This window comes from Streptomyces sp. CA-142005, assembly GCF_050942335.1.
Taxonomy (GTDB): domain Bacteria; phylum Actinomycetota; class Actinomycetes; order Streptomycetales; family Streptomycetaceae; genus Streptomyces.
Genome location: NZ_CP192078.1, coordinates 2,843,318 through 2,866,195 on the forward strand (window position 1 = coordinate 2,843,318; position 22,878 = coordinate 2,866,195).

Here is a 22,878-nt window from a genome sequence, read left to right on the forward strand (position 1 = left end):
GCCCGCTTTTTGCAAGACTAAACGGGGGAGTTTCCTGGCGGTTTTCTGACGGTTTCAAGCGTGTGACACACTCCACAATGCGGTGATTTTGTCCCGATTTAATGCGGGTCAATCCGGGCATTTCAGAGGGGCCTCTGTGCGGCGCAGTGAAAGCGGCCGTGCATTTCCTAATTCACCTCGCTAAATTCGTGCCGCATGACTGCCGCACCCGCAGACCTGCTCATCGACCAGCCGGCGGTGACCGACGGAGCCGCGCTCTGGCGTCTCGCCAAGGCCTCGAAAACCCTCGACCTGAACTCCTCGTACAGCTATCTGCTGTGGTGCCGGGACTTCGCCGGCACCTCGGCGGTGGCGCGTGGTGCGGACGGGGAGCCGGTCGGTTTCGTCACCGGCTATGTGCGGCCGGAGCGCCCCCGCACGCTGCTCGTCTGGCAGGTGGCCGTCGACTCCGCCCACCGCGGTCTCGGTGTCGCCGCCGCGCTGCTGGACGGGCTGACCGCACGGCTCACCGCCGAGCGCGGCATCACCGACGTGGAGACCACGATCACGCCCGGCAACACCGCCTCCGAGCGGCTGTTCACCTCGTTCGCCGCCCGGCACGGGGCGCCCCTGGAGCGTGCGGTGCTGTTCCCCGCCGAGCTGTTCCCGGACGGCCCGCACGACCCCGAAGTCCTCTACCGCATCGGCCCGTTGACCGACACCACCGCCCACTGAGGAGCGATTCACCGTGACCATCACCCAGCCCGACCTCAGCGTCTTCGAGACACTCGAGTCCGAGGTGCGCAGCTACTGCCGCGGCTGGCCCACGGTCTTCGACCGCGCGCAGGGCAGCCGGATGTTCGACGAGGACGGTCATGCCTACCTCGACTTCTTCGCCGGTGCCGGCTCACTCAACTACGGCCACAACAACCCGGTGCTCAAAAGGGCGTTGATCGACTACCTGTCGCGGGACGGGGTCACCCACGGCCTGGACATGTCGACCACGGCCAAGCGGTCCTTCCTGCAGACCTTCCAGGACCTGGTGCTGCGCCCGCGCGATCTGCCGTACAAGGTCATGTTCCCGGGCCCGACCGGCACCAACGCCGTGGAGTCGGCACTGAAGCTGGCCCGGAAGGTGAAGGGGCGCGAGGCGATCGTGTCGTTCACCAACGCCTTCCACGGGATGTCGCTGGGCTCGCTCGCGGTGACCGGCAACGCCTTCAAGCGGGCCGGCGCCGGGATCCCCCTGGTGCACGGCACGCCGATGCCGTTCGACAACTACTTCGACGGCACCGTCCCGGACTTCCTGTGGTTCGAGCGGCTGCTGGAGGACCAGGGCTCCGGCCTCAACAAGCCCGCCGCGGTGATCGTGGAGACCGTGCAGGGCGAGGGCGGCATCAATGTCGCCCGGCCCGAATGGCTGCGCGCGCTGAAGGAGCTGTGCGAACGGCAGGACATGCTGCTGATCGTCGACGACATCCAGATGGGCTGTGGCCGTACCGGCGCCTTCTTCTCCTTCGAGGAGGCGGGGATCACGCCCGACATCGTCACGGTGTCCAAATCGATCAGCGGCTACGGCCTGCCGATGTCGCTGTGCCTGTTCAAGCCGGAGCTGGACGTCTGGGAGCCGGGCGAGCACAACGGCACCTTCCGGGGCAACAACCCCGCGTTCGTCACCGCCACCGCGGCGCTGGAGACGTACTGGACCGACGGTTCGGCCATGGAGAAGCAGACCCGCGCCCGGGGCGAGCAGGTCGAGCAGGCGCTGATCGCCATCACCGAGGAGAACCTCGCCGACGTGAAGGAGTACCGCGGGCGCGGCCTGGTATGGGGCATGGAGTTCCACGACAAGGACCGGGCCTCGCGGATCGCGCGACGGGCCTTCGAGCTCGGGCTGCTCATCGAGACGTCCGGCCCCGAGGGCGAGGTCGTCAAGCTGCTGCCCGCGCTCACCGTCACCTCCGACGAGCTGGACGAGGGCCTGAGCGTCCTGGCCCGCGCCGTCCGCGAAACCGTCTGACCGACCCCTCTGATCAACCCTCTGATCAACGCTCTGATCAACCGGAGAGAGAACACACCGTGATCGTCCGATCGTTCAAGGACATCGAAGGCACCGACCGGCACATCAAGTCGAAGTCCGGCACCTGGGAGAGCAAGCGGATCGTCCTCGCCAAGGAGCGGGTCGGCTTCTCCCTGCACGAGACCATCCTGTACGCCGGCACCGAGACGTCGATGTGGTACGCCAACCACATCGAGGCCGTCGTCTGCACCCGGGGCGAGGCCGAACTCACCGACCACGAGGCCGGGACGACGTACACCATCACGCCCGGCACCATGTACCTCCTCGACGGGCACGAGCGGCACACGCTGCGCGTCAAGGAGGACTTCCACTGCATCTGCGTGTTCAACCCGCCGGTGACCGGGCGGGAGGACCACGACGAGAACGGCGTCTACCCGCTGCTCACCGAGCCCGAGGAGGTGTGAGAACCCATGACCACCGCACCCGTGAAGGATCTCTACCCGACCCGCGGCAGCACCGAGGTGACCGTCCCGCGCCAGGACCCGGTCGTCTGGGGCTCCCCCGACACCCCGGGCCCGATCCCCGCGGCCGACCTGCAGGGGTACGAGCGTGACGGCTTCCTCGCCATCGACCAGCTGATCACCCCGGACGAGGTCGCGGTCTACAAGCGTGAGCTGGACCGGCTGGTCACCGACCCGGCGATCCGCGCCGACGAGCGCTCCATCGTGGAGCCGAAGTCCAAGGAGATCCGCTCGGTCTTCGAGGTGCACAGGATCAGCGAGGTGTTCGCGAACCTGGTGCGCGACGAGCGGGTGGTCGGCCGCGCCCGGCAGATCCTCGGGTCGGACGTCTACGTCCACCAGTCCCGGATCAACGTCAAGCCCGGCTTCGGCGCGAGCGGCTTCTACTGGCACTCGGACTTCGAGACCTGGCACGCCGAGGACGGTCTGCCGAACATGCGCACCGTGTCCGTCTCGATCGCGCTGACCGAGAACCACGACACCAACGGCGGACTGATGATCATGCCGGGCTCGCATCGGACGTTCCTGGGCTGCGCCGGCGCCACGCCCAAGGACAACTACAAGAAGTCGCTGCAGATGCAGGACGCGGGCACGCCCTCCGACGAGGCGCTGACCGCGCTGGCGGGCGAGCACGGCATCCGGCTGTTCACCGGCAAGGCAGGCTCGGCGACCTGGTTCGACTGCAACTGCATGCACGGCTCGGGCGACAACATCACGCCGTTCCCGCGCAGCAACGTGTTCATCGTGTTCAACAGCGTGGAGAACACGGCGGTCGAGCCGTTCGCGGCTCCGGTACGGCGGCCCGAGTTCATCGGGGCGCGGGACTTCACCCCGGTGAAGTAGCCCCCTTCCGGCACCGGGCCGGGGCCTCCTCATGTGGGACGGGGGCTCCGGCCCGGTTACGTCGTCAGCCGGCCAGGACGTCCAGCAGGCGGTCCACGTCCGCTTCCGTGTTGTAGAGGTGGAAGGACGCCCGCAGGTTGCCGGCGCGGTTGGAGACCTCGATGCCCGCGCGGCTCAACTCCCCCTGGCGTGCGCCCAGTCCGGGCACGGAGACGATGGCCGAGCCGGGTGCGGGCAGCGGTTCGTGGCCGAGCGAGACGAGCCCGGTGCGGAACCGGTCGGCCAGCGCCAGGTCGTGCGCCTGTACGGCGGCCACGCCCAGCTCCTCGATCAGGGCCAGCGACCGCGCCACCCCGGTGTAGGTGAACAGGGCCGGGCTGACGTCGAACCGCCGGGCGGAGTGGGCGAGTTCGGTCACCGGGCCGTAGCAGCTGTTCCACGGTTCCTCGGCCGCGACCCAGCCCGCCAGCAGCGGGGACAGCCCGCCGAAGTCCTCGGGGACGACGAGGAAGGCCGCCCCGTGCGGGCCGAGCAGCCACTTGAAGGTCGTCGCGACGGTGAAGTCGTGGGCGTCCGCCTCCAGCGGCAGCCAGCCGGCGGCCTGGGAGAAGTCGATGTAGGTGCGCGCACCGTGCGCCCGGGCCGCCGCGCGCAGGGCGGGCAGGTCGGCGATCCGCCCGTCGGCGGACTGCGCGGCGCTGACCGCGACCAGTGCGGTGCCCGGACGGACCGACTCGGCGAGCCGTTCCAGCGGGACCGCGCGCACCTTGAGGTCGCCGCGCACATGGAACGGGTTCAGTACGGAGGTGAAGTCGTCCTCCGCGGTGAGCACTTCGGCGCCCGCGGGCAGCGAGGCGGCGATCAGCCCGGTCTGGGCGGAGACGGACGGGCCCGCCGCCACCCGGGTGACCGGCACCCCGGCCAGCCGGGCGAACGCGGCCCGGGCGACCTCGACGTCGTCGAACAGCGGATCCAGCGGACGGCCCTCGGCCCGGATGGCGACCGCCTCGTGCAGCGCGGCGGCCGTACGGGCCGGGAGCAGGCCGCTGCTCGCGGTGTTCAGGTAGGTGTTCTTCGGGGCGAACTCGGCGCGGACGAGGCTCTCGAACGTCTCCGTGGTCTCCATGGGTCCACTCTGCGGCCCCGTGAAGTCCCCGTCCATTGCGAATTTTTACGTGGATCCGCTTAGGCCGTCTTATACATCCGCCCCGACCTGCGGTTTCAGCCCTGCTGCGGCACCGCGCACCCGTCGGGCCCGCAGGCCGCCCCGTCCCCCTGGTCCCCCTGCTCGACCAGCTTCAGCGGGGAGCGCTCGCCCCAGGCCTGGCTGAGCGCCTGGGTGAAGACCTCGGCGGGCTGGGCGCCGGAGACGCCGTACTTCCGGTCGAGGACGAAGAAGGGCACGCCGGTCGCGCCGAGCTCGGCGGCCTCGCGCTCGTCGGCGCGGACCTCGTCGGCGTAGCGGGACGGGTCGGCGAGCACCGCGCGGACGGCCTCGGCGTCGAGACCGGCCTCCACGGCCAGCTCGGCGAGCCGCTCGTCGCCCTCGGTGAAGACGGACCGCTCCTCGGCGAAGTTCGCCCGGTACAGGATCTGGATCAGCTCGTCCTGCCTGCCCTGCTCCTTGGCGAAGTGCAGCAGGCGGTGCATGTCGAAGGTGTTGCCGTGGTCGCGGCCCCGGGTCCGGTAGTCCAGCCCCTCGGCGGCGGCCTGGGCGCCGAGGTTGTCCTCGCCGGCCTGCGCCTGGGCCTCGCTCATGCCGTACTTCCTGGTCAGCATGGTGATCACCGGCTGGACGTCGCCCTTGGCGCGGCCCGGGTCCAGCTCGAAGGAGCGGTGCACGACCTCGACGTCGTCGCGGTGCGGGAAGGCGGCGAGCGCCTTCTCGAAGCGGGCCTTGCCCACGTAGCACCAGGGGCAGGCGATGTCGCTCCAGATCTCGACGCGCATGTCTTCGGCCTTCTTCGGGTCGTACGGGCACGGAGGCTCTCTCCGCCCGGTACGTGAACGTTCAAGCAGCCGGTTTCATTCCCGGGGCACGGAGAAGCGCAGGAAGAGGTGGTGGTCGCCCTCGGCCGGCGGGTTGTCCGGGTCCGGGACCCAGCCCTGGCGGGCGTAGAAGGCCTGGGCGCGCCGGTTGTCCACGTGGACGTCGAGGACCGCCGTGCGCTTGCCGTCGGCGCGCCACTCGTCCACGCAGGCGGCGTGCAGGGCCCCGCCGATGCCGGAGCGCCAGTGGTCGGGGTCGACATGGAACTGGAACAGCTTGACCGTTTCCGCGGGGGCGCCGTCCGGGGTGCGGAAGGAGGCGACGGCGACGATCCGGCCCTGCGCGACGGCGCACAGCACATGGCCGTCGGGGCGCTCGATGGAACCGCGCCAGGCCTCGGTCCAGTCGACGTCGGCCTGCGGGATGCCCTCCGGGTAGTACGTCGAACGGGCCCGGAAGTGCAGCTCGGCGATGACCTCGGCTTCGGCGGGCAGGGCGGAGCGGATCACCGGACCGGCCGTCACACGTTGACTGATCATGCAACGGAGGACGTGACCGCGCCGGACCCGGTTCCGAGGCGGCTGAACTGGGCCCGGTAGGCGCTCGGTGTGAGGCCGGTGCGGCGCACGATGTGGGTGCGCAGGGAGTCGGCGGTGCCGAGACCGCAGGCCGTGGCCACCTGGTCCATGGGCAGCGTGGTGGTCTCCAGCAGTTCCCTGGCCCGCTCGATGCGCTGGTGGAGGAGCCACTGCAGGGGGCTGACGCCGGTCTCCGCGTGGAACCGGCGGGTGAGCGTGCGTACCGAGACCCCGGCGTGCCGGGCCAGGTCGGTCAGGGTGAGCGGCTTGTCGAGGTTGCGCATGGCCCAGCCGCGGGTGTCGGCGCAGGCGGTGCCGCGCTCGGGCGGCAGCGGGGTGTGGGTGAACTGGGTCTGTCCGCCGGGGCGGACCGGGGCGACCAGGGCGAGGCGGGCGACCTCGTTGGCGACGGCGGCGCCGTAGTCGGTGCGGATGACGTGCAGGCACAGGTCGATGCCGGCGGCGTAGCCGGAGGAGGTGAGGTACGGCCCGTCCTGGACGTACAGGACGTCGCCCTGGAGTTGCACCTGTGGGTAGCGTCTGCGCAGCTCGTCGGCGTGCGCCCAGTACGTGGTGGCCTTGCGGCCGTGCAGCAGGCCCGCCTCGGCGAGCTGGAAGGCACCGGTGCAGATGGAGGCGATCCGCTTGCCGTCGGCGGCGGCCGCACGGACGGCCGCCACGATCCGGGGCTCCGGCTCGAACGGGGCGCCGGTGCCCGCGACGACCACCGTGTCCGCCTCCCGCACGGCGTCGAGGCCGTGGCGTACGTACAGGTCGAGACCGCCGGTGGTGGGGACCGGGCCCGGGTCCGCGGCGCAGACGAACACCTCGTAGCCCGGCCGGCCGTCCACCTCCACCTTGCCGAACAGCATCTCGGGGATGGCGACGTTGAACATCGACACCGGTGAGGGCGCGATGACAGCGACTCGGTGCGGCATGGCCAGAACCTCCGGGTGCATGGCATTCAGGCCACTACTGTACGGCGCCGGCGATCCGCAGCATGGGAGCATGTCAACGAACCAGATGCCCGGGGTCCGGCAACTCGGCTCCGAGGAAGGTGACCTGGAGCCCGCAGGGTCCTCCGCCGCGCTCACCCTCACCGCCGCCCTGCTCGGCTTCGCGCTGATCTGTCTCGACGCGTCCGTGGTCAATGTGGCCCTGCCCGCGATCGGCTCCTCCCTGGGCGGCGGGATGTCCGGCCTGCAGTGGGTGGTGGACGCCTACACGCTGGCGTTCGCGGCGCTGATGCTGTCCACCGGGGCCTTCTCCGACCGGGCCGGGGCGAGCCGGGCGTTCGCCCTCGGCACCGCGGTGTTCACGCTCGCCTCGGCGGCCTGCGGACTGGCGCCGAGTCTGCCGGCCCTGATCGGCGCGCGGGTGGTCCAGGGTGTCGCGGCGGCAGTGGTGCTCCCGGCGTCGCTGGCGCTGGTGCGGCAGGCGTACCGGGAACCGGCGCGGCGGGCCCGCGCGGTGGCGGCCTGGGCGGCGGGCGGTTCGCTCGCCGTGGCCCTCGGCCCGGTGGCGGGCGGTGCGCTGACCACCGTCTGGGACTGGCGTGGCATCTTCTTCGTCAACCTGCCGGTGGGGGCCGCGATCCTGGCCCTGCTCGTCCGCGCCCCGCGCTCGCGGCCCCGCCCGGCACCGCTGGATCTGCCCGGCCAGCTGACGGCGGTGGCGGCCCTGGTGTCCCTGACCTTCGCGGTGATCGAGGGCGGGACGGCGGGCTGGGCGGCACTGGCGGTAGCCGTCCTCGCGGGCGCGGCCTTCCTGCGCGTCGAGGCGCGTCAGCCCCACCCGGTGGTGCCCCTCGGCCTGTTCCGCGACCGGACCGTGGCGACGGCGGTCGCGGCGGGTTCCGCGGTCAGTGTGGCGTTCTTCAGCATGGTGTTCGTCTTCTCGCTCTTCTTCCAGCGGGTCCAGGGCCACTCCGCGCTGTCCGCCGGGCTGATGTTCCTGCCGATGACGGGCCTGATCGCGGTGACGAACGTGGTGGCGGGCAAGCTCGCGGGCCGCTACGGCCCCCGGCTGCCGATGCTCGTGGGCCAGCCGGTCGCCGTCACCGGCCTGCTCCTGCTGCTGTACGTCGACGCCGGCACGCCCCCGGCCCTGGTGTCGGTGCTGCTGGTACCGCTGGCGCTGGGCTGCGCGCTGACGGTCCCGCCGCTGACCACCGCGATGATGGACGCCGTGCCCGCCGAACGGGCGGGCCTGGCCGCCGGGGTGCTGAACTCGGCCCGTCAGGTGGCCGGCGGCCTGGGCATCGCGGTGTTCGGGGCGCTGCTCGGCCACGGCTTCCAGGCCGGCATGCGCTGGAGCCTGGCCGTCAGCGCGGCCCTGCTCACGGTGACGTTCGCGCTCAGCTTCCGTCTCGCAGGTCGCTCGGCCAGGACGTCCTGAACTCCAGGTGGTCGTAGGTGACCACGCAGCCCTCCCCCAGCGGCGACTGGGTCATGAAGCCGACCAGCGCCTCACCGGTCTCCTTCTCGTCGCCGAGGGTGAACAGCCGGACGAAGGTCCAGCGCTCGCCGTCCCGGGAGGCGTGGAAGGCGAGGGCCCGCCCGGTCCTGCTGACCCGTAGCCACACCGAACTCCCTTCCACGGTGAAGGAGTTGGCGTCGTCGGAGTGTCCCCGGGTGACCACCGTGCAGACGGTGGGCACGTCCGGGGAGTACTCCAGACAGAGCTTGGCCCAGGCCCGGTCACCGACGTGGACGTAGAGCACGCCCGCGTCGAAGGACGCGTTGAACCCGACGGTGACCCGGGCGATCAGCTGGAAGTCCCCTTCCGGCGCCCCCAGCAGCCGGGGCGCGTCCGAGGCCGGGTCCAGGGCCTCCCCGGTGGGCGTGACGAACCGGTCCTGCCGGGGGCCGGCCCAGCCGGTGAGCACACCGTCCTCGTACGACCAGTGCCCGTCGGGCCCGTAGGTGCGGAGGGGGAAGGGGAGTTCGGGGAGTTCCACGTCCATGGTCCGATCGTCTCAGCTGTCCGGGCGGAAGGTCCGGGTTCTCGGCTACCGCTCCAGAACGCCGTTGAACCTCCGGGGAAGCCCCAGCGGGTTCTCGTCCTTCAACTCGACCGGAAGCAGGGCCGACGGCGCGTTCTGGTACGCGACCGGCCGCAGCCACCGCTCGATGGCCGTGCCGCCGACAGAGGTGGACGTCGAGGTCGTCGCGGGGTAAGGCCCTCCGTGATGCTGGGCCGGCGCCACCGCGACGCCCGTCGGCCACGCGTTGACCACCACACGCCCGGCCAGCGGGGTCAGCTCGGTGAGGAGCTCCGCACCGCGCCCCTCCCCCGCCGCCTCCTCGGCGGACAGCTGCACCGTCGCCGTCAGGTTGCCCGGCAGTCGGGACAGCACCGCCGCCGCCTCACCCTCGTCCTCGTAGCGGACCACCACGGTGACCGGCCCGAAGCACTCCTCCAGGAGCCGGTCGTAGGCCCCTTCCCCGGCCAGCCTGTTCGCCGGCACCGTGAGGAACCCCGCGCTGACCGTGTGCTCGCCGCCGGCGCCCGGAGTGACCGGGGAGTCCACCTCGGGGAGCTCGGCACGCTCGGCCACCCCGGCGATGAAGTTGTCCCGCATCCGGTGGTCGAGCAGCACCCCCGCCTCGGTGTTGCTCACCGCGGCCGTCAGGGCCTTGACCAGGCCGTCGCCCGCCGCGCCGGACGGCACGAGCACCAGCCCGGGCTTCACGCAGAACTGCCCGACGCCCAGCGTCATCGATCCGGCGAGCCCGGTGCCGATCTCCTCGGCGCGCTCGGCGGCGGCGGCCTCGGTCACCAGGACCGGGTTCAGCGAGCCCAGCTCACCGTGGAACGGGATCGGCACCGGTCGGGCGGCGGCCGCGTCGAAGAGGGCGCGCCCGCCCCGCACCGATCCGGTGAAGCCGGCCGCGGCGACCAGGGGGTGCTTGATCAGTTCGACGCCCGCCTCGAAGCCGTGCACCAGGCCGATGACGCCCTCGGGGATGCCGTGCTCGGCGGCGGCCCGGCGCAGCACCTTGGCGACCAGCTCGGACAGGGCCGGGTGGTCGGGGTGGGCCTTGACCACGACCGGGCAGCCCGCGGCGAGCGCGCTCGCGGTGTCGCCGCCGGCGACGGAGAAGGCGAAGGGGAAGTTGGAGGCGGAGTAGACGGCGACGACGCCGAGCGGCACCTTGTAGCGGCGCAGGTCCGGGATGGGCGGGGTCGCCGTGTCGTCGGGGTGGTTGATGACGACGTCGAGGAAGGCGCCCTCGTCGACGATGCCGGCGAAGGCCCGCAGCTGGTAGCTGGTGCGGGCGAGTTCGCCGGTCAGCCGGACCGGGCCGAGGGCGGTCTCGGCGTCGGCGGTCTCGACCAGGCCGTCCTTGGCCGCGTCCAGGCCCGCGGCGGCCGAGCGCAGGAAGGCGGAGCGCACCGCGCGGTCGGCGAGGGCGCCGCGCGCGGCGTGGGCCGCCCGGACCGCCGTGTCCACCTCCTGGGCTGTGGCCTCCACCGCAACCTGTTCACGCTGCTTCCCGGTACGCGGGTCGACACTCCAGACTGGTGCTGCTGCCACCGCGGGTCCCTCCAGTAAGGCCGCAAGAACTAGGGTCACCGATCAGCCGCGTTCGATATACTGAACACTGTCTCTGATGATGAATATGCTGCTCGGAGACTATTTCCCGGCGATTGAAGGGGTCAAGGGCGATGTCGGCTGGCGAGACAGGCGGGGCCCAGGTCAAGTCCGCGGTGCGGACCGTTGAATTGCTCGAGTACTTCGCCGGCAAGCCCGGCATGCACTCCCTCGCGGCCGTACAGGAGGCCGTGGGGTACCCCAAGTCCAGCCTGTACATGCTGCTGCGCACGCTCGTGGAGCTCGGCTGGGTGGAGACCGACGCGACGGGCACGCGGTACGGCATCGGGGTGCGGGCGCTGCTGGTCGGCACGTCGTACATCGACGGCGACGAGGTGGTGGCCGCCGCCCGGCCGACCCTGGACCGGCTCTCCGACGACACCACGGAGACCATCCACCTGGCCCGGCTCGACGGCACCAACGTCGTGTATCTGGCCACCCGCCAGTCCCAGCACTATCTGCGCCCCTTCACCCGGGTCGGTCGCCGGCTGCCGGCCCACTCCACCTCTCTCGGCAAGGCGATCCTCGCCACGTACACCGACGAACAGGTGCGCAAGCTGCTGCCGGAGACGCTGCCCGCGCTCACCGAGAACACCCTCACCGACCGGGAGAAGCTCATCGAGGAGCTGCACCAGGTGCGGGAGCAGGGCTTCGCGGTCGACCGCGAGGAGAACACCCTCGGCCTGCGCTGCTTCGGCGTGGCGATCCCCTACCGCACCCCGGCCCGGGACGCGATCAGCTGCTCGGTGCCGGTGGCCCGGCTGACCCCGGCCCACGAGCAGATGATCAGGGACGCGCTGTTCGACGCCCGCGACCGGCTGACGCTGGCGACCCGCAGGCTCTGAGGCGCACGGTCATGGGCTGGGCGCCCGGGCCGTCGTAGGCTCGGGCACCATGGAGATCGCGCTGCGGGCCGTCGAGGACGGCGACCTGCCGGTGTTCCACCGGCAGATGACCGACCCGGAGGCCGTCCGGATGGCCGCGTTCGGACCGGAGGACCCGTACGACCCGGAGGCCTTCGCGGCCTACTGGCAGCGCGTGCGCGACTCCGCGCACGTGCTGCGCACGGTCCTGGCCGATGGCGAGGTGGCCGGTAACGCGGCGGTCTACGGAGTGGCCGGCGAGCGCGAGGTGACCTACTGGATCGACCGGGCCCACTGGGGCCGCGGTGTCGCCACCGCGGCGCTGCGGGCCCTGCTCGCCGAGGCGCCCGAACGGCCGCTGTACGCGCGGGCGGCGGCCGACAACGCCGCGTCGCTGCGGGTGCTGGAGAAGTGCGGCTTCCGCGAGACGGCCCGGGCCCAGGGGTACGCGAACGGGCGCGGGAAGAAGATCGAGGAGGTCGTGCTCGTCCTGCAGGACTGAGCGCCTCCCCCGTGCGGCGGAGACGGATCGTCGCGCCGCAGGAGATGAACACCCCCGGCCGCGCGGGAGCGTTGGGCCATCACCGTCTCAACGGCCCCTGTCCTCGTGGGTGGGTGTCTGCGCCCGGCGGCGCTTCCTCTTCGAGAACGACTCCTACGTGTACGACGCCCTGCGCGCCGGAGCGTCCGGTTCCTCCTACGCGTGGGTGAGCAAGCTCACCGGACGCGAGCGCGAGGTGCTGCGGCACCAGGGACGGGCCGACCAACGCCGAGATCGTCGCCCTGCGGATCGCCGCGTACGAGGCCGGTTTCCTGAGCGCGCGATGAGAAAGCGGGGCGTACGGGAACGATCGCCCCCCTCCCGGTCGTCTTCCGAGCGGGATGAACAAGACGATCAGGCGGGCGTCCGTCTTCACGCTGCTGCTCGTGCTCGCTCTGCTGGTCAGGGCGACCTGGGTGCAGTTCTACGACGGCAAGGCCCTCGCGGACGACAACGACAACCGGCGGAACGCGATCCAGACGTACTCGCAGCCGCTCGGCAACATCATCGTGGCCGGAAACGCGATCACCGGTTCCACCCGGACCAAGGGGAGCGACCTCGCGTACAAGCGGACGTACAGGGACGGCAGGCTCTACGCGGCGGTGACGGGCTACGCCTCGCAGGCCTATGCCCCCACCCAGCTGGAGGGCATCTACAAGGACCTGCTCAACGGCACGGACACCCGGCTGAAGAACGTGCTGGACACGCTCACCGGCAAGCGCGCCGACCCGGGTGACGTGCTCACCACGATCGACCCGGACGTGCAGAAGGCGGCCTACCGCGCGCTCGGCGGAACGAAGGGCGGGGCCGTCGCGATCGACCCGAAGACGGGCAGGATCCTCGCGGCCGTGTCCACGCCGTCGTACGACCCCGACGCGCTCACCGACGCCAACACGGCCGGGTCCGCGTGGAAGCGGCTCAACGCGGACAAGGACAAGCCGCTCACCAACCGCGCGCTGCGCCAGCCGCTGCCGCCCGGCTCGACGTTCAAGCTGGTCGTGGCGGCGGCCGCGCTGGAGGACGGGCTGTACAAGGACGTGGACGAGCGGACCGACAGCCCGGACCCCTACACCCCGCCGGGCACGACGCACGTCCTGGTGAACGAGAACAGGTCGGCGCCGTGCAAGAACGCCTCCATCCGCGTCGCCCTGCAGTACTCCTGCAACAACGTCTTCGGTCATATGGCCGTCCAGCTCGGCCAGGACAAGGTGAAGGCGATGGCCGAGAAGTTCGGCTTCAACGACGACAAGCGGGACGTGCCGGTGCGGGCCTACGCCAGCGTGTACCCCTCCGGCATGGACCAGCCGCAGACCGCGTATTCCGGCATCGGCCAGTTCGACGTCACCGCGACCCCGCTGCAGATGGCCATGGTGTCCGCGGCCATAGCCAACGGCGGCAAGCTGGTCTCGCCGCATATGGTGTCGCAGATCACCGACAGTGGCGGTGATGTGTTGCAGAACTACGACGACAGCGCGGACACCAAGGAGATCGTCAGCTCCTCCACCGCCGAGCAGCTCCAGTCGGCCATGGAGACGGTGGTGAAGGACGGCACCGGCACGAACGCCCTGATCGACGGCGCCACCGTCGGCGGCAAGACCGGCACCGCCCAGCACGGCGAGAACAACAGCAAGACGCCGTACGCCTGGTTCACGTCCTTCGCCACGTCCGACACCAACGGCAAGGAAGTGGCCGTCGCCGTGATGGTGGAGCAGTCGGACGCGGCGAGGTCCGAGGTCAGCGGCAACGGTCTGGCGGCGCCGGTGGCCAAGGCGATGATGCAGGCGGCACTGAAGTGAGGCTCCCCGTGAGGAGCGTGCCTCACTTCACCCCGAGAACCTGCTCGATCGGGTCGATCGCGAAGTACACGAGGAACAGCGCCGACACGGCCCACAGCAGCCAGTTGACCTCCCTGGCCTTGCCCAGCACCGTCTTGATGACGACGTAGGACAGGAAACCGGCCCCGATCCCGTCGGTGATGGAGTAGGTGAACGGCATCGCCGCGATGGTGAGGAACGCCGGGATGGCGATCTCGTACCGGTCCCAGTCGATGTGCTTGACGTGGGTCATCATCAGGAAGCCCACCGCGATCAGCGCGGGCGCCGCCGCCTGGAGCGGGACGATGGTGAGCAGCGGGGTGAGGAAGAGGGCGAGGCCGAACAGGCCGCCGGTGACGAGGTTGGCGAGGCCGGTGCGGGCGCCCTCGCCGACGCCGGCCGCGGACTCGATGTAGGCGGTGTTGGAGGAGGCGGAGCCGATACCGCCGACGGCGGCCGCGGCGCCGTCGATGAACAGCACCCGGCCGATGCCGGGCACCTGCCCCTTGTCGTCCAGCAGTCCGGCCTCCGCGCTGATGCCGACGATCGTGCCCATGGCGTCGAAGAAGTCGGACAGGATCAGGGTGAAGACCAGCAGGACGGCGGTGAGCACGCCGGCCTTGGCGAAGCCGCCGAACAGGCTGAAGTGGCCGATGAGCCCGAAGTCCGGTGCGGCGACGAGCTTGTCGGGGACCTTCGGCGTGGTCAGGCCCCAGCTCTTGATGTCGGCGACGGCGTTGATGACGATCGCGACGATCGTCATCGTCACGATGCTGATGAGGATCGCGCCCTTCACCTTGCGGGCGATGAGGGCGATGGTCAGCAGCACACCGAGGCAGAAGACGAGCACGGGCCAGCCGGTGAGGCGTCCGACGGCGCCCAGTTGCACGGGCACGGTGGTGTGCGCGGCGTCCGGCATGCGGCTGACGAACCCGGCGTCGACGAGGCCGATGAACGCGATGAACAGGCCGATGCCGACGCCGATGGCCTGCTTCAGCTGCTGCGGGATCGCGTTCATGATGGCCTCCCGCAGTCCGGTGAGGACCAGCAGGCAGATGATCAGGCCCTCCAGGACCACCAGGCCCATGGCGTCGGGCCAGCTCATCAGCGGGGCCAGCTGGAAGGCGACCACGGCGTTGAGGCCGAGGCCGGCGGCGATGGCGAGCGGGAGGTTGCCGCCGACGCCCATGACGATCGTCATCACGCACGCCACCAGGGCGGTGGCGGTGACGAGTTGGCCGGTGTCGAGCGTGTGCCCGAACTTGTCCTTGGCGCTGCCCAGGATGATCGGATTCAGGACGAGGATGTAGGCCATGGTGAAGAACGTGGCGAAGCCGCCGCGTATCTCCCGGCCGAAAGTGGATCCCCGCTGGGAGATCCTGAAGTACCGGTCGACGCCGTTCCGGGCGGGTGGCCCGGCGTACGGCCGCTGGTCCACCGTCTGCGTCTCGGACATGGTCCAACTCCTCGTGCCTGGTGAGCGGTGTGCGGATGCTGGCTGGATTGTTCCCCCGTCGAACCCGTTTCAGGTTTTCTCCGTGTTACGGAATTCGGCTCGGTGGACCATACGCTGTCCGGCTCCCCGTACAGTCACTTTCGCCGGCCTGGCCCGCACCCGGATCCGCTGCGCGGCGCGCCCTCCTGAAAACAGCCGAGACTTTCGGTCCTCCCAGTCGCCCGCACATCGATTGACGCCCTGTCCCCCGCCGGCCACAGTCCGAGAACGCACAGCCCTCAACAGAAACCCTCACGATCCCCCAGGACTGTCATGCGTCGTCTCAGAGCTCTGCTGGTCCCCCCGGTACGCCGGTTACCTCTTCGTCTACTTCACCGGCGAGGGCACGGTCGACGGCGAGCAGATCCGCTACGCCCTCAGCCAGGGCGACGACCCGCTGCACTGGCGGGAGCTGAACGCGGGCAGGCCGGTGCTGACGTCGACCATCGGGGAGAAGGGGCTTCGCGACCCGTTCGTGATCCGCTCCCCCCAAGGGTGACACGTTCTATCTGATCGCCACCGACCTCAGGATGTACCAGAACGGCAGCGGCAGCTGGGACTACCTCCAGCGGCACGGCAGCAGGTCCGTCATGATCTGGGAGTCCACCGACCTGGTGCACTGGACCGACCAGCGGCTGGTGAAGGTGGCACCGGACAACGCGGGCAACACCTGGGCGCCGGAGGCCTACTGGGACGACCGGCTGCACGAGTACGTCGTCTTCTGGGCGTCGAAGCCGTACGCCGCCGACGACCCCGGCTACTCGGTGATCGACTCGACGGTCGTCAAGGACAAGGGCACGTACTACCGCTTCACCAAGGACGAGCGGGACCCGGGCTCCAGCTCGCCGTGCTCGAAGTTCATCACCGCCGAGAAGTCGCGGGACCGGACCGACACGGCGTACGGCTTCGTCGCCGACTGCATCGGCAGCGGTGCCATGCAGCGCGGCGAGGGCCCGACCGTGTTCCGGTCCAACACCGAGAGGAAGTGGTACCTGTTCATCGACGAGTACGGCCTGCGCGGCTACGCCCCCTTCGAGACGACGGACCTCGCCTCGGGAGTGTGGACCCGGTCCACGGACCACGCGCTTCCGGCCGGCCCCCGCCACGGCACGGTGCTGCCGGTGACGGGGGCCGAGTACGAGCGGCTGCTCAGGACGTACGGTCAGGGCCTCAGCTGACGAAGTACGTCGGGTTCGGCAGCTTGTAGGTACGGTCGGCGTAGCCGCCGTCGAGGTCCGAGTACTGGTCGCCGAAGTTGGCGATGATCTCGTACCCCAGGTCGTCCTCGATGTGCTTGCGCGTCCCGGACTTGTACTGCACGGTCGTGCAGTTCCAGGCGTTCGGGGTGGCGCAGTCGCCCAGGTAGGCCGGCGGGTTGGCCTTGTCCTTGAGGAACATGTGGTCGGCGTCGAGGTTCACATCGGCGCCGATCTTCTTCAGGTTCTCGACGGCGGCGGTGCGCTGGGCCTCGCTCAGACCGGAGTTGTAGAAGACCTCGACGCCCTGGGACTCGGCGTACCGCACCAGCTCGGGGCTGCCGAAGACGGCCGGGCGGTCGGCGCGGTTCACGTAGTCGTTCCACGTGGTGGGGTTGTACGTGTAGTTGTAGCGCTTCTCGTAGTCGAGGCTGAGCAGCAGCGTGTCGTCGATGTCGAAGACGACGGCCGGCTTCTCGCCGTGGTGGTGCGCCTTGCGGGCCGCCTTGTCGATGTAGCGCTTGGCGTCGGCGTCGATGTCGGCCAGGTCCTGGGCGTACGGGCTGTCCGGGGAGGCCTGATAGACGCCGTTGCTGTCGGCGTGGGTGCCGTAGTAGGTGTCGATGTCCTTCACCAACTGCCCGATGTTGTAGGGCTCGTGGGTGGAGTTCGCCGTCGACTGCCCGGCGGTGGCCGCGCCCGCGCCGTACAGCGCGACACCGGCGAGAGCACAGGCGGCACCGGCGGCGACGACTCTGTGGGACTTCCGCATGGATTCTCCGGATCTGGTGGGATGAGAGTGATGTACCAGGTCGGGGACTATCTACGCGCATAACACCCTGCGCTGCGAGGCCTGTTATCCGATCGATACACTTTTCTCCGTGATCGCTGCACGCCCCGCGCTGCTCCGACGGCAGCCCCCCGTCTCATGACGACCGAGCGTCTCCCCGCACCGAGTCGGCGGCTCCTCACCAAGCTCCTCGCGGCCGAGTTCCCGGGCGCGGCCGAGCTCAGGGGCCAGGTGGCAGAGGCCCGCGTCGCGGCGCACTGGGGTGCCGCGTCGCCGAGCGTGGACCTGGCCGTGCCGTCGCGGGTCCGGGCGGCACCGGTCGAGGACGGCCTCCTTCCGGTCGTCGGCACGGTGCGGGACTGCTCCGGGGAGCTCGTCGGCGAGTTGCTCGTCTGGGTGAGCGGAGGAAGGCTGTCCGCGCTCGAGTTCGCCTGGTACGGCGACGCCGCTCCGGCGGAGCTGCCGGAGCCCGGGCTCGTCACCGTGACCGTCGAGTGAGGCGGCGATGACGCCGGACCCGGACGGCGCTCCCGACTGCCTGGACCTCGACCGGAGAGGACCGAGGACATGAGATTCGTCAAGACCCATTGGCAGGAGCACGGTTTCTACGTCGATCCGACCGCCTACCTCGCCGAGCTGCCGCGCCTGCGCGGCGTGCTTCCGCCGGGTGCCTGGGCGTTCGCGTCCGATCCGGGGCACTACGACATACCCGGCGCCGTCCGGTGCGTGAAGGACCTGGAGCCGGCCGGGATCCATCCGGCTACCGACAAGAGCGGGCGCCTGGTGCTGGAGTTCGCGCCGAACCGGTTCAAGCACGACTCGGGGCTGCGCGTCAGCTACGCGGGCGTGCGGCACTTCTCCGTCGACTACCACCGTGCGATCGACTGGATGCGGGTCGACACCGTGCTGCTCGACGAGATCCTCCCGGACGAGGAAGCCGGCGAGGACGGTGTCGAGGCCGGCGGCTGTGTGCACCAGATCGCGCTCACCGACGCGTCGATCACCGTCCGGTGCCAGGATCTCCACGCGGAGTGTGGCGGCGGCGGCTGACGCCGGCGGTCGGTTCGTCGTCGCGCCGATCGTCGTGCTCCCCGTCGTCGGTCCACCCGGTCCCGGTGACGGCGTCCGAGGTGCCGGGCGCCGTCGCGCCACCGACGGGACCCCGATGAGCGTGCGTCTGCTGGAAGACGCTGAGCACCGGGTAGGCGATGAAGCCCAGCATCAGCAGCGCCGCCGGGGCGATCAGCAGGTACGGCAGCCTGCGCGGCGTCGCGGAGGCACGGCGCCGCCGTGGTGGCGCGGGCGGTTTCGCCACGGCTGCGGCTTGGGCCATGACTGATCTCTGTTCGCAGGGGGGCTATTACAGTGGGTGCGGGAAGCGCTTGCTATGTGCACATGAGTTAAGCGCTTCACCTCTCTCGGTGCGTGGGTCAGCCGGCGTAGGGGTCCGGCACGTGGCCCCGCCGGGCCAGGAACTCGAAGTCGCAGCCGGTGTCGGCCTGCGTGATCTGTCCGTTGTAGAGGACGCCGTAGCCGCGCTCGTAACGGGCGGGCGGCGGCGTCCATGCGGCGCGCCGGCGCTCCAGCTCCGCGTCGTCCACGTGGAGATGGAGGCTACGGGCCTCGACGTCCAGGGTGATGAGGTCACCGGTGCGCACGAGCGCCAGGGGTCCGCCGATGTACGACTCCGGGGCCACGTGCAGCACGCAGGCGCCGTAACTCGTGCCGCTCATCCGGGCGTCGGAGATCCGGACCATGTCCCGTACGCCCTGCCTGAGCAGGTGGTCGGGGATGGGGAGCATGCCGTACTCGGGCATGCCGGGGCCGCCCTTGGGACCGGCGTTGCGGAGCACCAGCACGCTGTCGGCGGTGATTCCGAGTGCGGGCTCGTTGATGGTGCGCTGCATGGTCTTGTAGTCGTCGAAGACGACCGCGGGGCCGGTGTGCTTGAGCAGGTGGCGCTCGGCGGCGATGTGCTTGATGACCGCGCCGTCCGGGCAGAGGTTGCCGCGCAGGACAGCGACCCCGCCCTCGCTCGCGACCGGGTTGTCGCGGGGGCGGATGACGTCGTCGTGGTGCACCCGGGCGCCCTGGAGCTGCTCGCGCAGGGTGTCGTACGACACCGTCGGCCGGTCCAGGTGGAGCAGGTCGGTGATCCGGGACAGGAAGCCGGGCAGGCCGCCCGCGAAGTGGAAGTCCTCCATCAGGTACGTGCGGCCGCCGGGGCGGACGTTGGCGAGGACGGGCACGGTCCGGGCGATGCGGTCGAAGTCGTCGAGGGTGAGCTTCACCCCGGCGCGGCCGGCCATGGCGATCAGGTGGATCACGGCGTTGGTGGAGCCGCCGAGGCCCAGCACGGTCGTGACCGCGTCCTCGAACGCCTCGCGCGTGAGGATCCGCGACAGCCTCCGGTCCTTGCGTACCAGCTCCACGGCCGTCATCCCGGACTTGGCGGCCATCCGGTCGTGCCCGGAGTCGACGGCGGGAATGCTCGACGCGCCCGGCACGGTCACGCCGAGCGTCTCGGCGGCGGCGGTCAGCGTGGACGCCGTCCCCATGGTCATGCAGTGCCCCGGGGAGCGCGCGAGCCCGCTCTCCAGCTCGCTCATCTCGCAGTCGCCGATGAGACCGGCCCGCTTGTCGTCCCAGTACTTCCACATGTCCGTACCGGACCCGAGCACCTCGCCGCGCCAGTGCCCCGGCAGCATGGGCCCGGCGGGTACGAAGACGGCGGGCAGATCGGCGCTGGCCGCGCCCATCAGCAGCGCGGGCGTGGACTTGTCGCAGCCGCCCATCAGCACGGCCCCGTCGACCGGATAGGAGCGCAGCAGCTCCTCGGTCTCCATCGCCAGCAGGTTCCGGTAGAGCATCGGCGTCGGCTTCTGGAAGGTCTCGCTCAGCGTCGAGACCGGGAACTCCAGCGGAAACCCGCCGGCCTGCCACACCCCCCGCTTCACGGCCTGCGCGCGGTCCCGCAGGTGCACATGGCAGGGGTTGATGTCGGACCAGGTGTTGAGCACGGCGATCACGGGCTTGCCCAGGTGCTCCTCGGGCAGATACCCGAGCTGCCGGGTCCGGGCCCGGTGACTGAACGACCGCAGCCCGTCGGTCCCGTACCACTGATGGCTTCTCAGCTTCTGCATGTCGTTGCTCATATGGACCATCCGGCGACGATGGCGGCGACCTCGGCGCGCTCGTCCTCGGGCAGCGGCCTGCTCGGCGGGCGGACGTCCCGGCGGCACAGGCCGAGCGCGGCGAGGGCTTCCTTGACGACGGTGACGTTGTTCGCCGAGCCGTGGGCGGCGCGAAGTTCCTCGAAGCGGCGGATCTGCTCCCAGACCTTCATGGCGGCCGGGTAGTCGCCGGATCGAAGCGCTTCAATCATGTTCAGCGAAACGGCCGGAGCGACGTTCACGAGCCCGGAGGTGAAGCCGGTGGCACCCGCGGAGAAGTAGGAGGGGGCGTACGGCTCGGCGAGGCCGGCGACCCAGACGAAGCGGTCGAGGCCCGCGTCACGCGCGAAGGCGGCGAACCGTGCGGCGTCCGGTACGGCGTACTTGACGCCGATGACGTTCGGGCAGTGGTCGGCGAGTTCGGCGAGCCGGGTGCCGGATAGCTGGGCGTTGCGGATGTAGGGCACCACGCCCAGCTCGGGCACGGACTCGGCGATGGCGCGGTGGTAGTCGACCCAGCCGGCCGCCGAGACGTACGGGTGGACGGGCTGGTGGACCATGACCATCCGGACGCCGAGCTCATGGGCGTGCCGGGCGGAGGCGACGGCGGTGGGCAGGTCGTGGCCGACGCCGACGAGGACGGCGGCGCGGTCACCGGCCTCCTCGACGGTCGACTCGGTGACCAGGCGGCGCTCTTCGGGTGTGAGGGCGTAGAACTCGCCGGTGTTGCCGTTCGGGGTGAGGGTGCGGATCCCGCCGTCGAGCAGGCGACGCAGCAGGGCCCGGTGGGTGGCGGTGTCGACGGAGCCGTCCGCGGCGAAGGGGGTCACCGGGATGGCCACCACGTCGGCCAGGGCCGCCCGTTGGGTCTCGAACGTCACGCTGCTCATGAATGACCTTCCTGTGCGTGGGGGGCGGCGGCGACCTCGGTTTCCCCGGTTTCCCCGGTGTCCTCGGTGTCCGGGGGGAACGCGCGCCGGACGAAGGAGGCGATGTGGGCGTGCAGGGCACTCGCCGCGCCGTCGGCGTCGCCGGCGAGCGCGAGCCGGAGGATCTCGCGGTGCTCGGCGGCCTCCCGCTCCCAGGAGGGGTCGGCGGCCCAGGCGACGGCGGAGACCAGCGCAGCCTGGTCGCGGACCTCGTCCAGCATCCGGCCGAGCAGCGGGTTGCCGCAGGGCAGGTAGAGGGCGCGGTGGAACTCCCGGTTGGCGAGCGACCGTTCGGCGGTGTCGTGGGCGGCGTCGGCCCGGCCCAGCGCGTCGCGCGCGGCGTCGAGGGAGGCACCTCGCCGGACGGCCCTGCGCAGCGCCTCGGGCTCCAGCAGCAGGCGTACGTCGTAGACCTCGCGTGCCATGTCCGCGTCCACCATGCGCACCGTGACGCCCTTGTACTGGTTCATCACGACGAGACCGGTCCCGGCGAGCGTCTTCAGCGCCTCCCGCACCGGGGTCTTGGACACCCCGAACTGCGCGGCCAGCTCCGTCTCGACCAGGGCCTGACCGGGCGTCAGCTGTCCGGTCAGGATGCGGTGTTTGATCGCGTCCAGCACGAACTGCGTGCGGGACGGGATGGGGGTGGGCACAGAGGTCATGCGGCCCTCTCGGATCTCACGTATCGCGTCTCATATATGACGTACGAAGTACGACGCGTTGAAGCTAGGAGGGGGGCCGTGTTTCGTCAATGCTTCTGACAAAGAAGGTGGGTGGCGGCCTCAGACGGTGTGGGTGCGGCCCTCCACGGCGGTGTGCGTGGGCCGGCCGGAGACCGCGGCGGCGCGGGCGGTGGCCTCCTCGCGGGTGAGCGTGGGTCCGACATGGGTGACGAGCAGCTCGCGCACCCGCGCCTCGAGGGCGGTACGGCCCGCGTCCTCCGGCGTCAAATGGACCTGCCGGCCGTCGTGATGCGCGTCGATGTCCGCCTCGCACAGGAACAGGTCGGCGCGGGCGGCGAGTTCGCCGAGCGCGGCGCAGGGCCCGCTGTCCCCGGAGTAGGCGAGCACGCTCCCCTGGCATTCGGCGCGCAGCCCGTAGGCCTCGGTGTCGTGGGCCACGGCGCGGGCGGTGAGGCGGAGGTTCCAGTGCCGCACGTCATGGCCGTCGTACAGGGCCCGGAAGTCGAAGACGCCCTTGAGGAAGTCGACGTCCGCCCGCCCGAGGAAGCCGGCGAGCCGGCGGGCGCAGTCCTGCGGGGCGTACACCGGGATCGGTGCGGCCGGGGTCATGCCGCCGAAGGCGAAGGCGTAGGCGGCGGACAGCAGATCGGCGCTGTGGTCGGCGTGCAGATGGGAGATCCAGATCGCGGTGAGCCGCGCGGGGTCCGTGTGCCGCTGCAGCGCGGCGAACGTACCGGGCCCCGCGTCCACCCACACCTCGGCACCCCCGCCGGACAGCAGGTATCCGGAACAGGGCCGGTCGGGGCCGGGGTGCGGGGAGGCCGTGCCGAGGACGGTGAGGGTGAGTGGCATGAGGGGAGAGTACG

23 protein-coding genes and 1 pseudogene are annotated in these 22,878 nt (G+C 70.7%); 11 read left to right on the forward strand and 13 right to left on the reverse strand.

The window, feature by feature from the left end; genetic code table 11:
• The first annotated feature begins 195 nt into the window (after window positions 1-195).
• The 4 genes from ectA to thpD are packed head-to-tail and all read left to right on the forward strand — an operon-like array spanning window position 196 to window position 3,363.
• Window positions 196-714, forward strand: coding sequence for a diaminobutyrate acetyltransferase (ectA, locus tag ACQPXS_RS13565; RefSeq protein ID WP_351800940.1), 519 nt, complete (start codon window positions 196-198; stop codon window positions 712-714).
• 13 nt (window positions 715-727) lie between these two features.
• Window positions 728-1,999: a diaminobutyrate--2-oxoglutarate transaminase gene (ectB, locus tag ACQPXS_RS13570; protein ID WP_433449403.1), complete on the forward strand. Its 1,272-nt coding sequence runs from the start codon at window positions 728-730 to the stop codon at window positions 1,997-1,999.
• Between the two features lie 59 nt (window positions 2,000-2,058).
• Window positions 2,059-2,463 (forward strand): ectoine synthase, encoded by a 405-nt coding sequence (locus ACQPXS_RS13575; protein ID WP_351800936.1) that lies wholly within the window; start codon window positions 2,059-2,061, stop codon window positions 2,461-2,463.
• Window positions 2,464-2,469: 6 nt separating this feature from the next.
• Window positions 2,470-3,363: an ectoine hydroxylase gene (gene thpD, locus ACQPXS_RS13580; RefSeq protein ID WP_351800934.1), complete on the forward strand. Its 894-nt coding sequence runs from the start codon at window positions 2,470-2,472 to the stop codon at window positions 3,361-3,363.
• Between the two features lie 64 nt (window positions 3,364-3,427).
• Here thpD and ACQPXS_RS13585 read toward each other — a convergent pair whose 3' ends face one another.
• The 4 genes from ACQPXS_RS13585 to ACQPXS_RS13600 all read right to left on the reverse strand — a co-directional run bounded on the left by ACQPXS_RS13585 (window position 3,428) and on the right by ACQPXS_RS13600 (window position 6,869).
• The gene (locus ACQPXS_RS13585) at window positions 3,428-4,489 is read right to left on the reverse strand and encodes an aminotransferase class V-fold PLP-dependent enzyme (protein WP_433449404.1); all 1,062 of its coding nucleotides are present in this window, start codon (window positions 4,487-4,489) and stop codon (window positions 3,428-3,430) included.
• Between the two features lie 95 nt (window positions 4,490-4,584).
• Window positions 4,585-5,313: a DsbA family oxidoreductase gene (locus tag ACQPXS_RS13590; protein WP_433449406.1), complete on the reverse strand. Its 729-nt coding sequence runs from the start codon at window positions 5,311-5,313 to the stop codon at window positions 4,585-4,587.
• A 75-nt stretch (window positions 5,314-5,388) separates the two neighbouring features.
• Window positions 5,389-5,892, reverse strand: coding sequence for an N-acetyltransferase family protein (locus ACQPXS_RS13595; protein ID WP_433449408.1), 504 nt, complete (start codon window positions 5,890-5,892; stop codon window positions 5,389-5,391).
• A complete protein-coding gene (locus tag ACQPXS_RS13600; RefSeq protein WP_433449409.1) occupies window positions 5,889-6,869 on the reverse strand; it encodes a GlxA family transcriptional regulator in 981 nt (326 codons plus the stop codon). Before ACQPXS_RS13600 ends, ACQPXS_RS13595 begins: the two co-directional genes overlap by 4 nt.
• A gap of 70 nt (window positions 6,870-6,939) precedes the next feature.
• Here ACQPXS_RS13600 and ACQPXS_RS13605 point away from each other — a divergent pair, with 70 nt between their 5' ends.
• The gene (locus ACQPXS_RS13605) at window positions 6,940-8,328 is read left to right on the forward strand and encodes an MFS transporter (protein ID WP_433449410.1); all 1,389 of its coding nucleotides are present in this window, start codon (window positions 6,940-6,942) and stop codon (window positions 8,326-8,328) included.
• Here ACQPXS_RS13605 and ACQPXS_RS13610 read toward each other — a convergent pair.
• Window positions 8,288-8,896: a DUF1349 domain-containing protein gene (locus ACQPXS_RS13610; protein ID WP_351800924.1), complete on the reverse strand. Its 609-nt coding sequence runs from the start codon at window positions 8,894-8,896 to the stop codon at window positions 8,288-8,290. The two genes, ACQPXS_RS13605 and ACQPXS_RS13610, sit on opposite strands and share 41 nt — an antisense overlap.
• 45 nt (window positions 8,897-8,941) lie before the next feature.
• Complete coding sequence (locus ACQPXS_RS13615; RefSeq protein ID WP_433449412.1) at window positions 8,942-10,471, reverse strand: aldehyde dehydrogenase (NADP(+)); 1,530 nt, start codon at window positions 10,469-10,471, stop codon at window positions 8,942-8,944.
• Between the two features lie 131 nt (window positions 10,472-10,602).
• Between ACQPXS_RS13615 and ACQPXS_RS13620 the strand changes: the two genes are divergently transcribed.
• The 3 genes from ACQPXS_RS13620 to ACQPXS_RS13630 all read left to right on the forward strand — a co-directional run bounded on the left by ACQPXS_RS13620 (window position 10,603) and on the right by ACQPXS_RS13630 (window position 13,728).
• Window positions 10,603-11,373 carry an IclR family transcriptional regulator gene (locus tag ACQPXS_RS13620; RefSeq protein ID WP_351800920.1) on the forward strand — a complete coding sequence of 257 codons (771 nt, stop codon included), beginning with the start codon at window positions 10,603-10,605 and terminating at the stop codon, window positions 11,371-11,373.
• 49 nt (window positions 11,374-11,422) lie between these two features.
• On the forward strand, window positions 11,423-11,893 hold the full coding sequence (locus ACQPXS_RS13625) for a GNAT family N-acetyltransferase (protein ID WP_433449414.1): 471 nt from the start codon (window positions 11,423-11,425) through the stop codon (window positions 11,891-11,893).
• 380 nt (window positions 11,894-12,273) lie between these two features.
• Window positions 12,274-13,728 (forward strand): peptidoglycan D,D-transpeptidase FtsI family protein, encoded by a 1,455-nt coding sequence (locus tag ACQPXS_RS13630; protein ID WP_433449416.1) that lies wholly within the window; start codon window positions 12,274-12,276, stop codon window positions 13,726-13,728.
• 22 nt (window positions 13,729-13,750) lie between these two features.
• On the opposite strand, the gene ACQPXS_RS13635 is transcribed toward ACQPXS_RS13630, so the two are convergent.
• A complete protein-coding gene (locus ACQPXS_RS13635) occupies window positions 13,751-15,202 on the reverse strand; it encodes an NCS2 family permease (protein WP_433449417.1) in 1,452 nt (483 codons plus the stop codon).
• 307 nt (window positions 15,203-15,509) lie between these two features.
• Here ACQPXS_RS13635 and ACQPXS_RS13640 point away from each other — a divergent pair.
• Window positions 15,510-16,401 (forward strand): annotated as a pseudogene (locus ACQPXS_RS13640) (glycoside hydrolase family 43 protein); the annotation flags it as partial.
• 10 nt (window positions 16,402-16,411) lie between these two features.
• Here ACQPXS_RS13640 and ACQPXS_RS13645 read toward each other — a convergent pair.
• Complete coding sequence (locus ACQPXS_RS13645) at window positions 16,412-17,209, reverse strand: HAD family acid phosphatase (protein ID WP_433449418.1); 798 nt, start codon at window positions 17,207-17,209, stop codon at window positions 16,412-16,414.
• 156 nt (window positions 17,210-17,365) lie between these two features.
• On the opposite strand from ACQPXS_RS13645, the gene ACQPXS_RS13650 reads away from it, so the two are divergent.
• Window positions 17,366-17,725: a hypothetical protein gene (locus ACQPXS_RS13650; protein ID WP_433449419.1), complete on the forward strand. Its 360-nt coding sequence runs from the start codon at window positions 17,366-17,368 to the stop codon at window positions 17,723-17,725.
• A gap of 69 nt (window positions 17,726-17,794) precedes the next feature.
• Window positions 17,795-18,277 (forward strand): hypothetical protein, encoded by a 483-nt coding sequence (locus ACQPXS_RS13655; protein ID WP_433449420.1) that lies wholly within the window; start codon window positions 17,795-17,797, stop codon window positions 18,275-18,277.
• On the opposite strand, the gene ACQPXS_RS13660 is transcribed toward ACQPXS_RS13655, so the two are convergent.
• From ACQPXS_RS13660 to ACQPXS_RS13680, 5 genes are all read right to left on the reverse strand, one after another.
• Window positions 18,228-18,560, reverse strand: a complete 333-nt coding sequence (locus ACQPXS_RS13660; protein ID WP_433449422.1) for a hypothetical protein — start codon at window positions 18,558-18,560, stop codon at window positions 18,228-18,230. The two genes, ACQPXS_RS13655 and ACQPXS_RS13660, sit on opposite strands and share 50 nt — an antisense overlap.
• A 97-nt stretch (window positions 18,561-18,657) precedes the next feature.
• On the reverse strand, window positions 18,658-20,370 hold the full coding sequence (gene araD / locus ACQPXS_RS13665) for an L-arabinonate dehydratase (RefSeq protein WP_433449423.1): 1,713 nt from the start codon (window positions 20,368-20,370) through the stop codon (window positions 18,658-18,660).
• A gap of 8 nt (window positions 20,371-20,378) precedes the next feature.
• Window positions 20,379-21,290, reverse strand: a complete 912-nt coding sequence (locus tag ACQPXS_RS13670) for a dihydrodipicolinate synthase family protein (protein ID WP_433449424.1) — start codon at window positions 21,288-21,290, stop codon at window positions 20,379-20,381.
• Window positions 21,287-21,991 (reverse strand): GntR family transcriptional regulator, encoded by a 705-nt coding sequence (locus ACQPXS_RS13675; protein WP_433449426.1) that lies wholly within the window; start codon window positions 21,989-21,991, stop codon window positions 21,287-21,289. Before ACQPXS_RS13675 ends, ACQPXS_RS13670 begins: the two co-directional genes overlap by 4 nt.
• 120 nt (window positions 21,992-22,111) lie before the next feature.
• Window positions 22,112-22,864, reverse strand: a complete 753-nt coding sequence (locus tag ACQPXS_RS13680) for an MBL fold metallo-hydrolase (protein ID WP_433449427.1) — start codon at window positions 22,862-22,864, stop codon at window positions 22,112-22,114.
• Window positions 22,865-22,878: the final 14 nt, after the last annotated feature.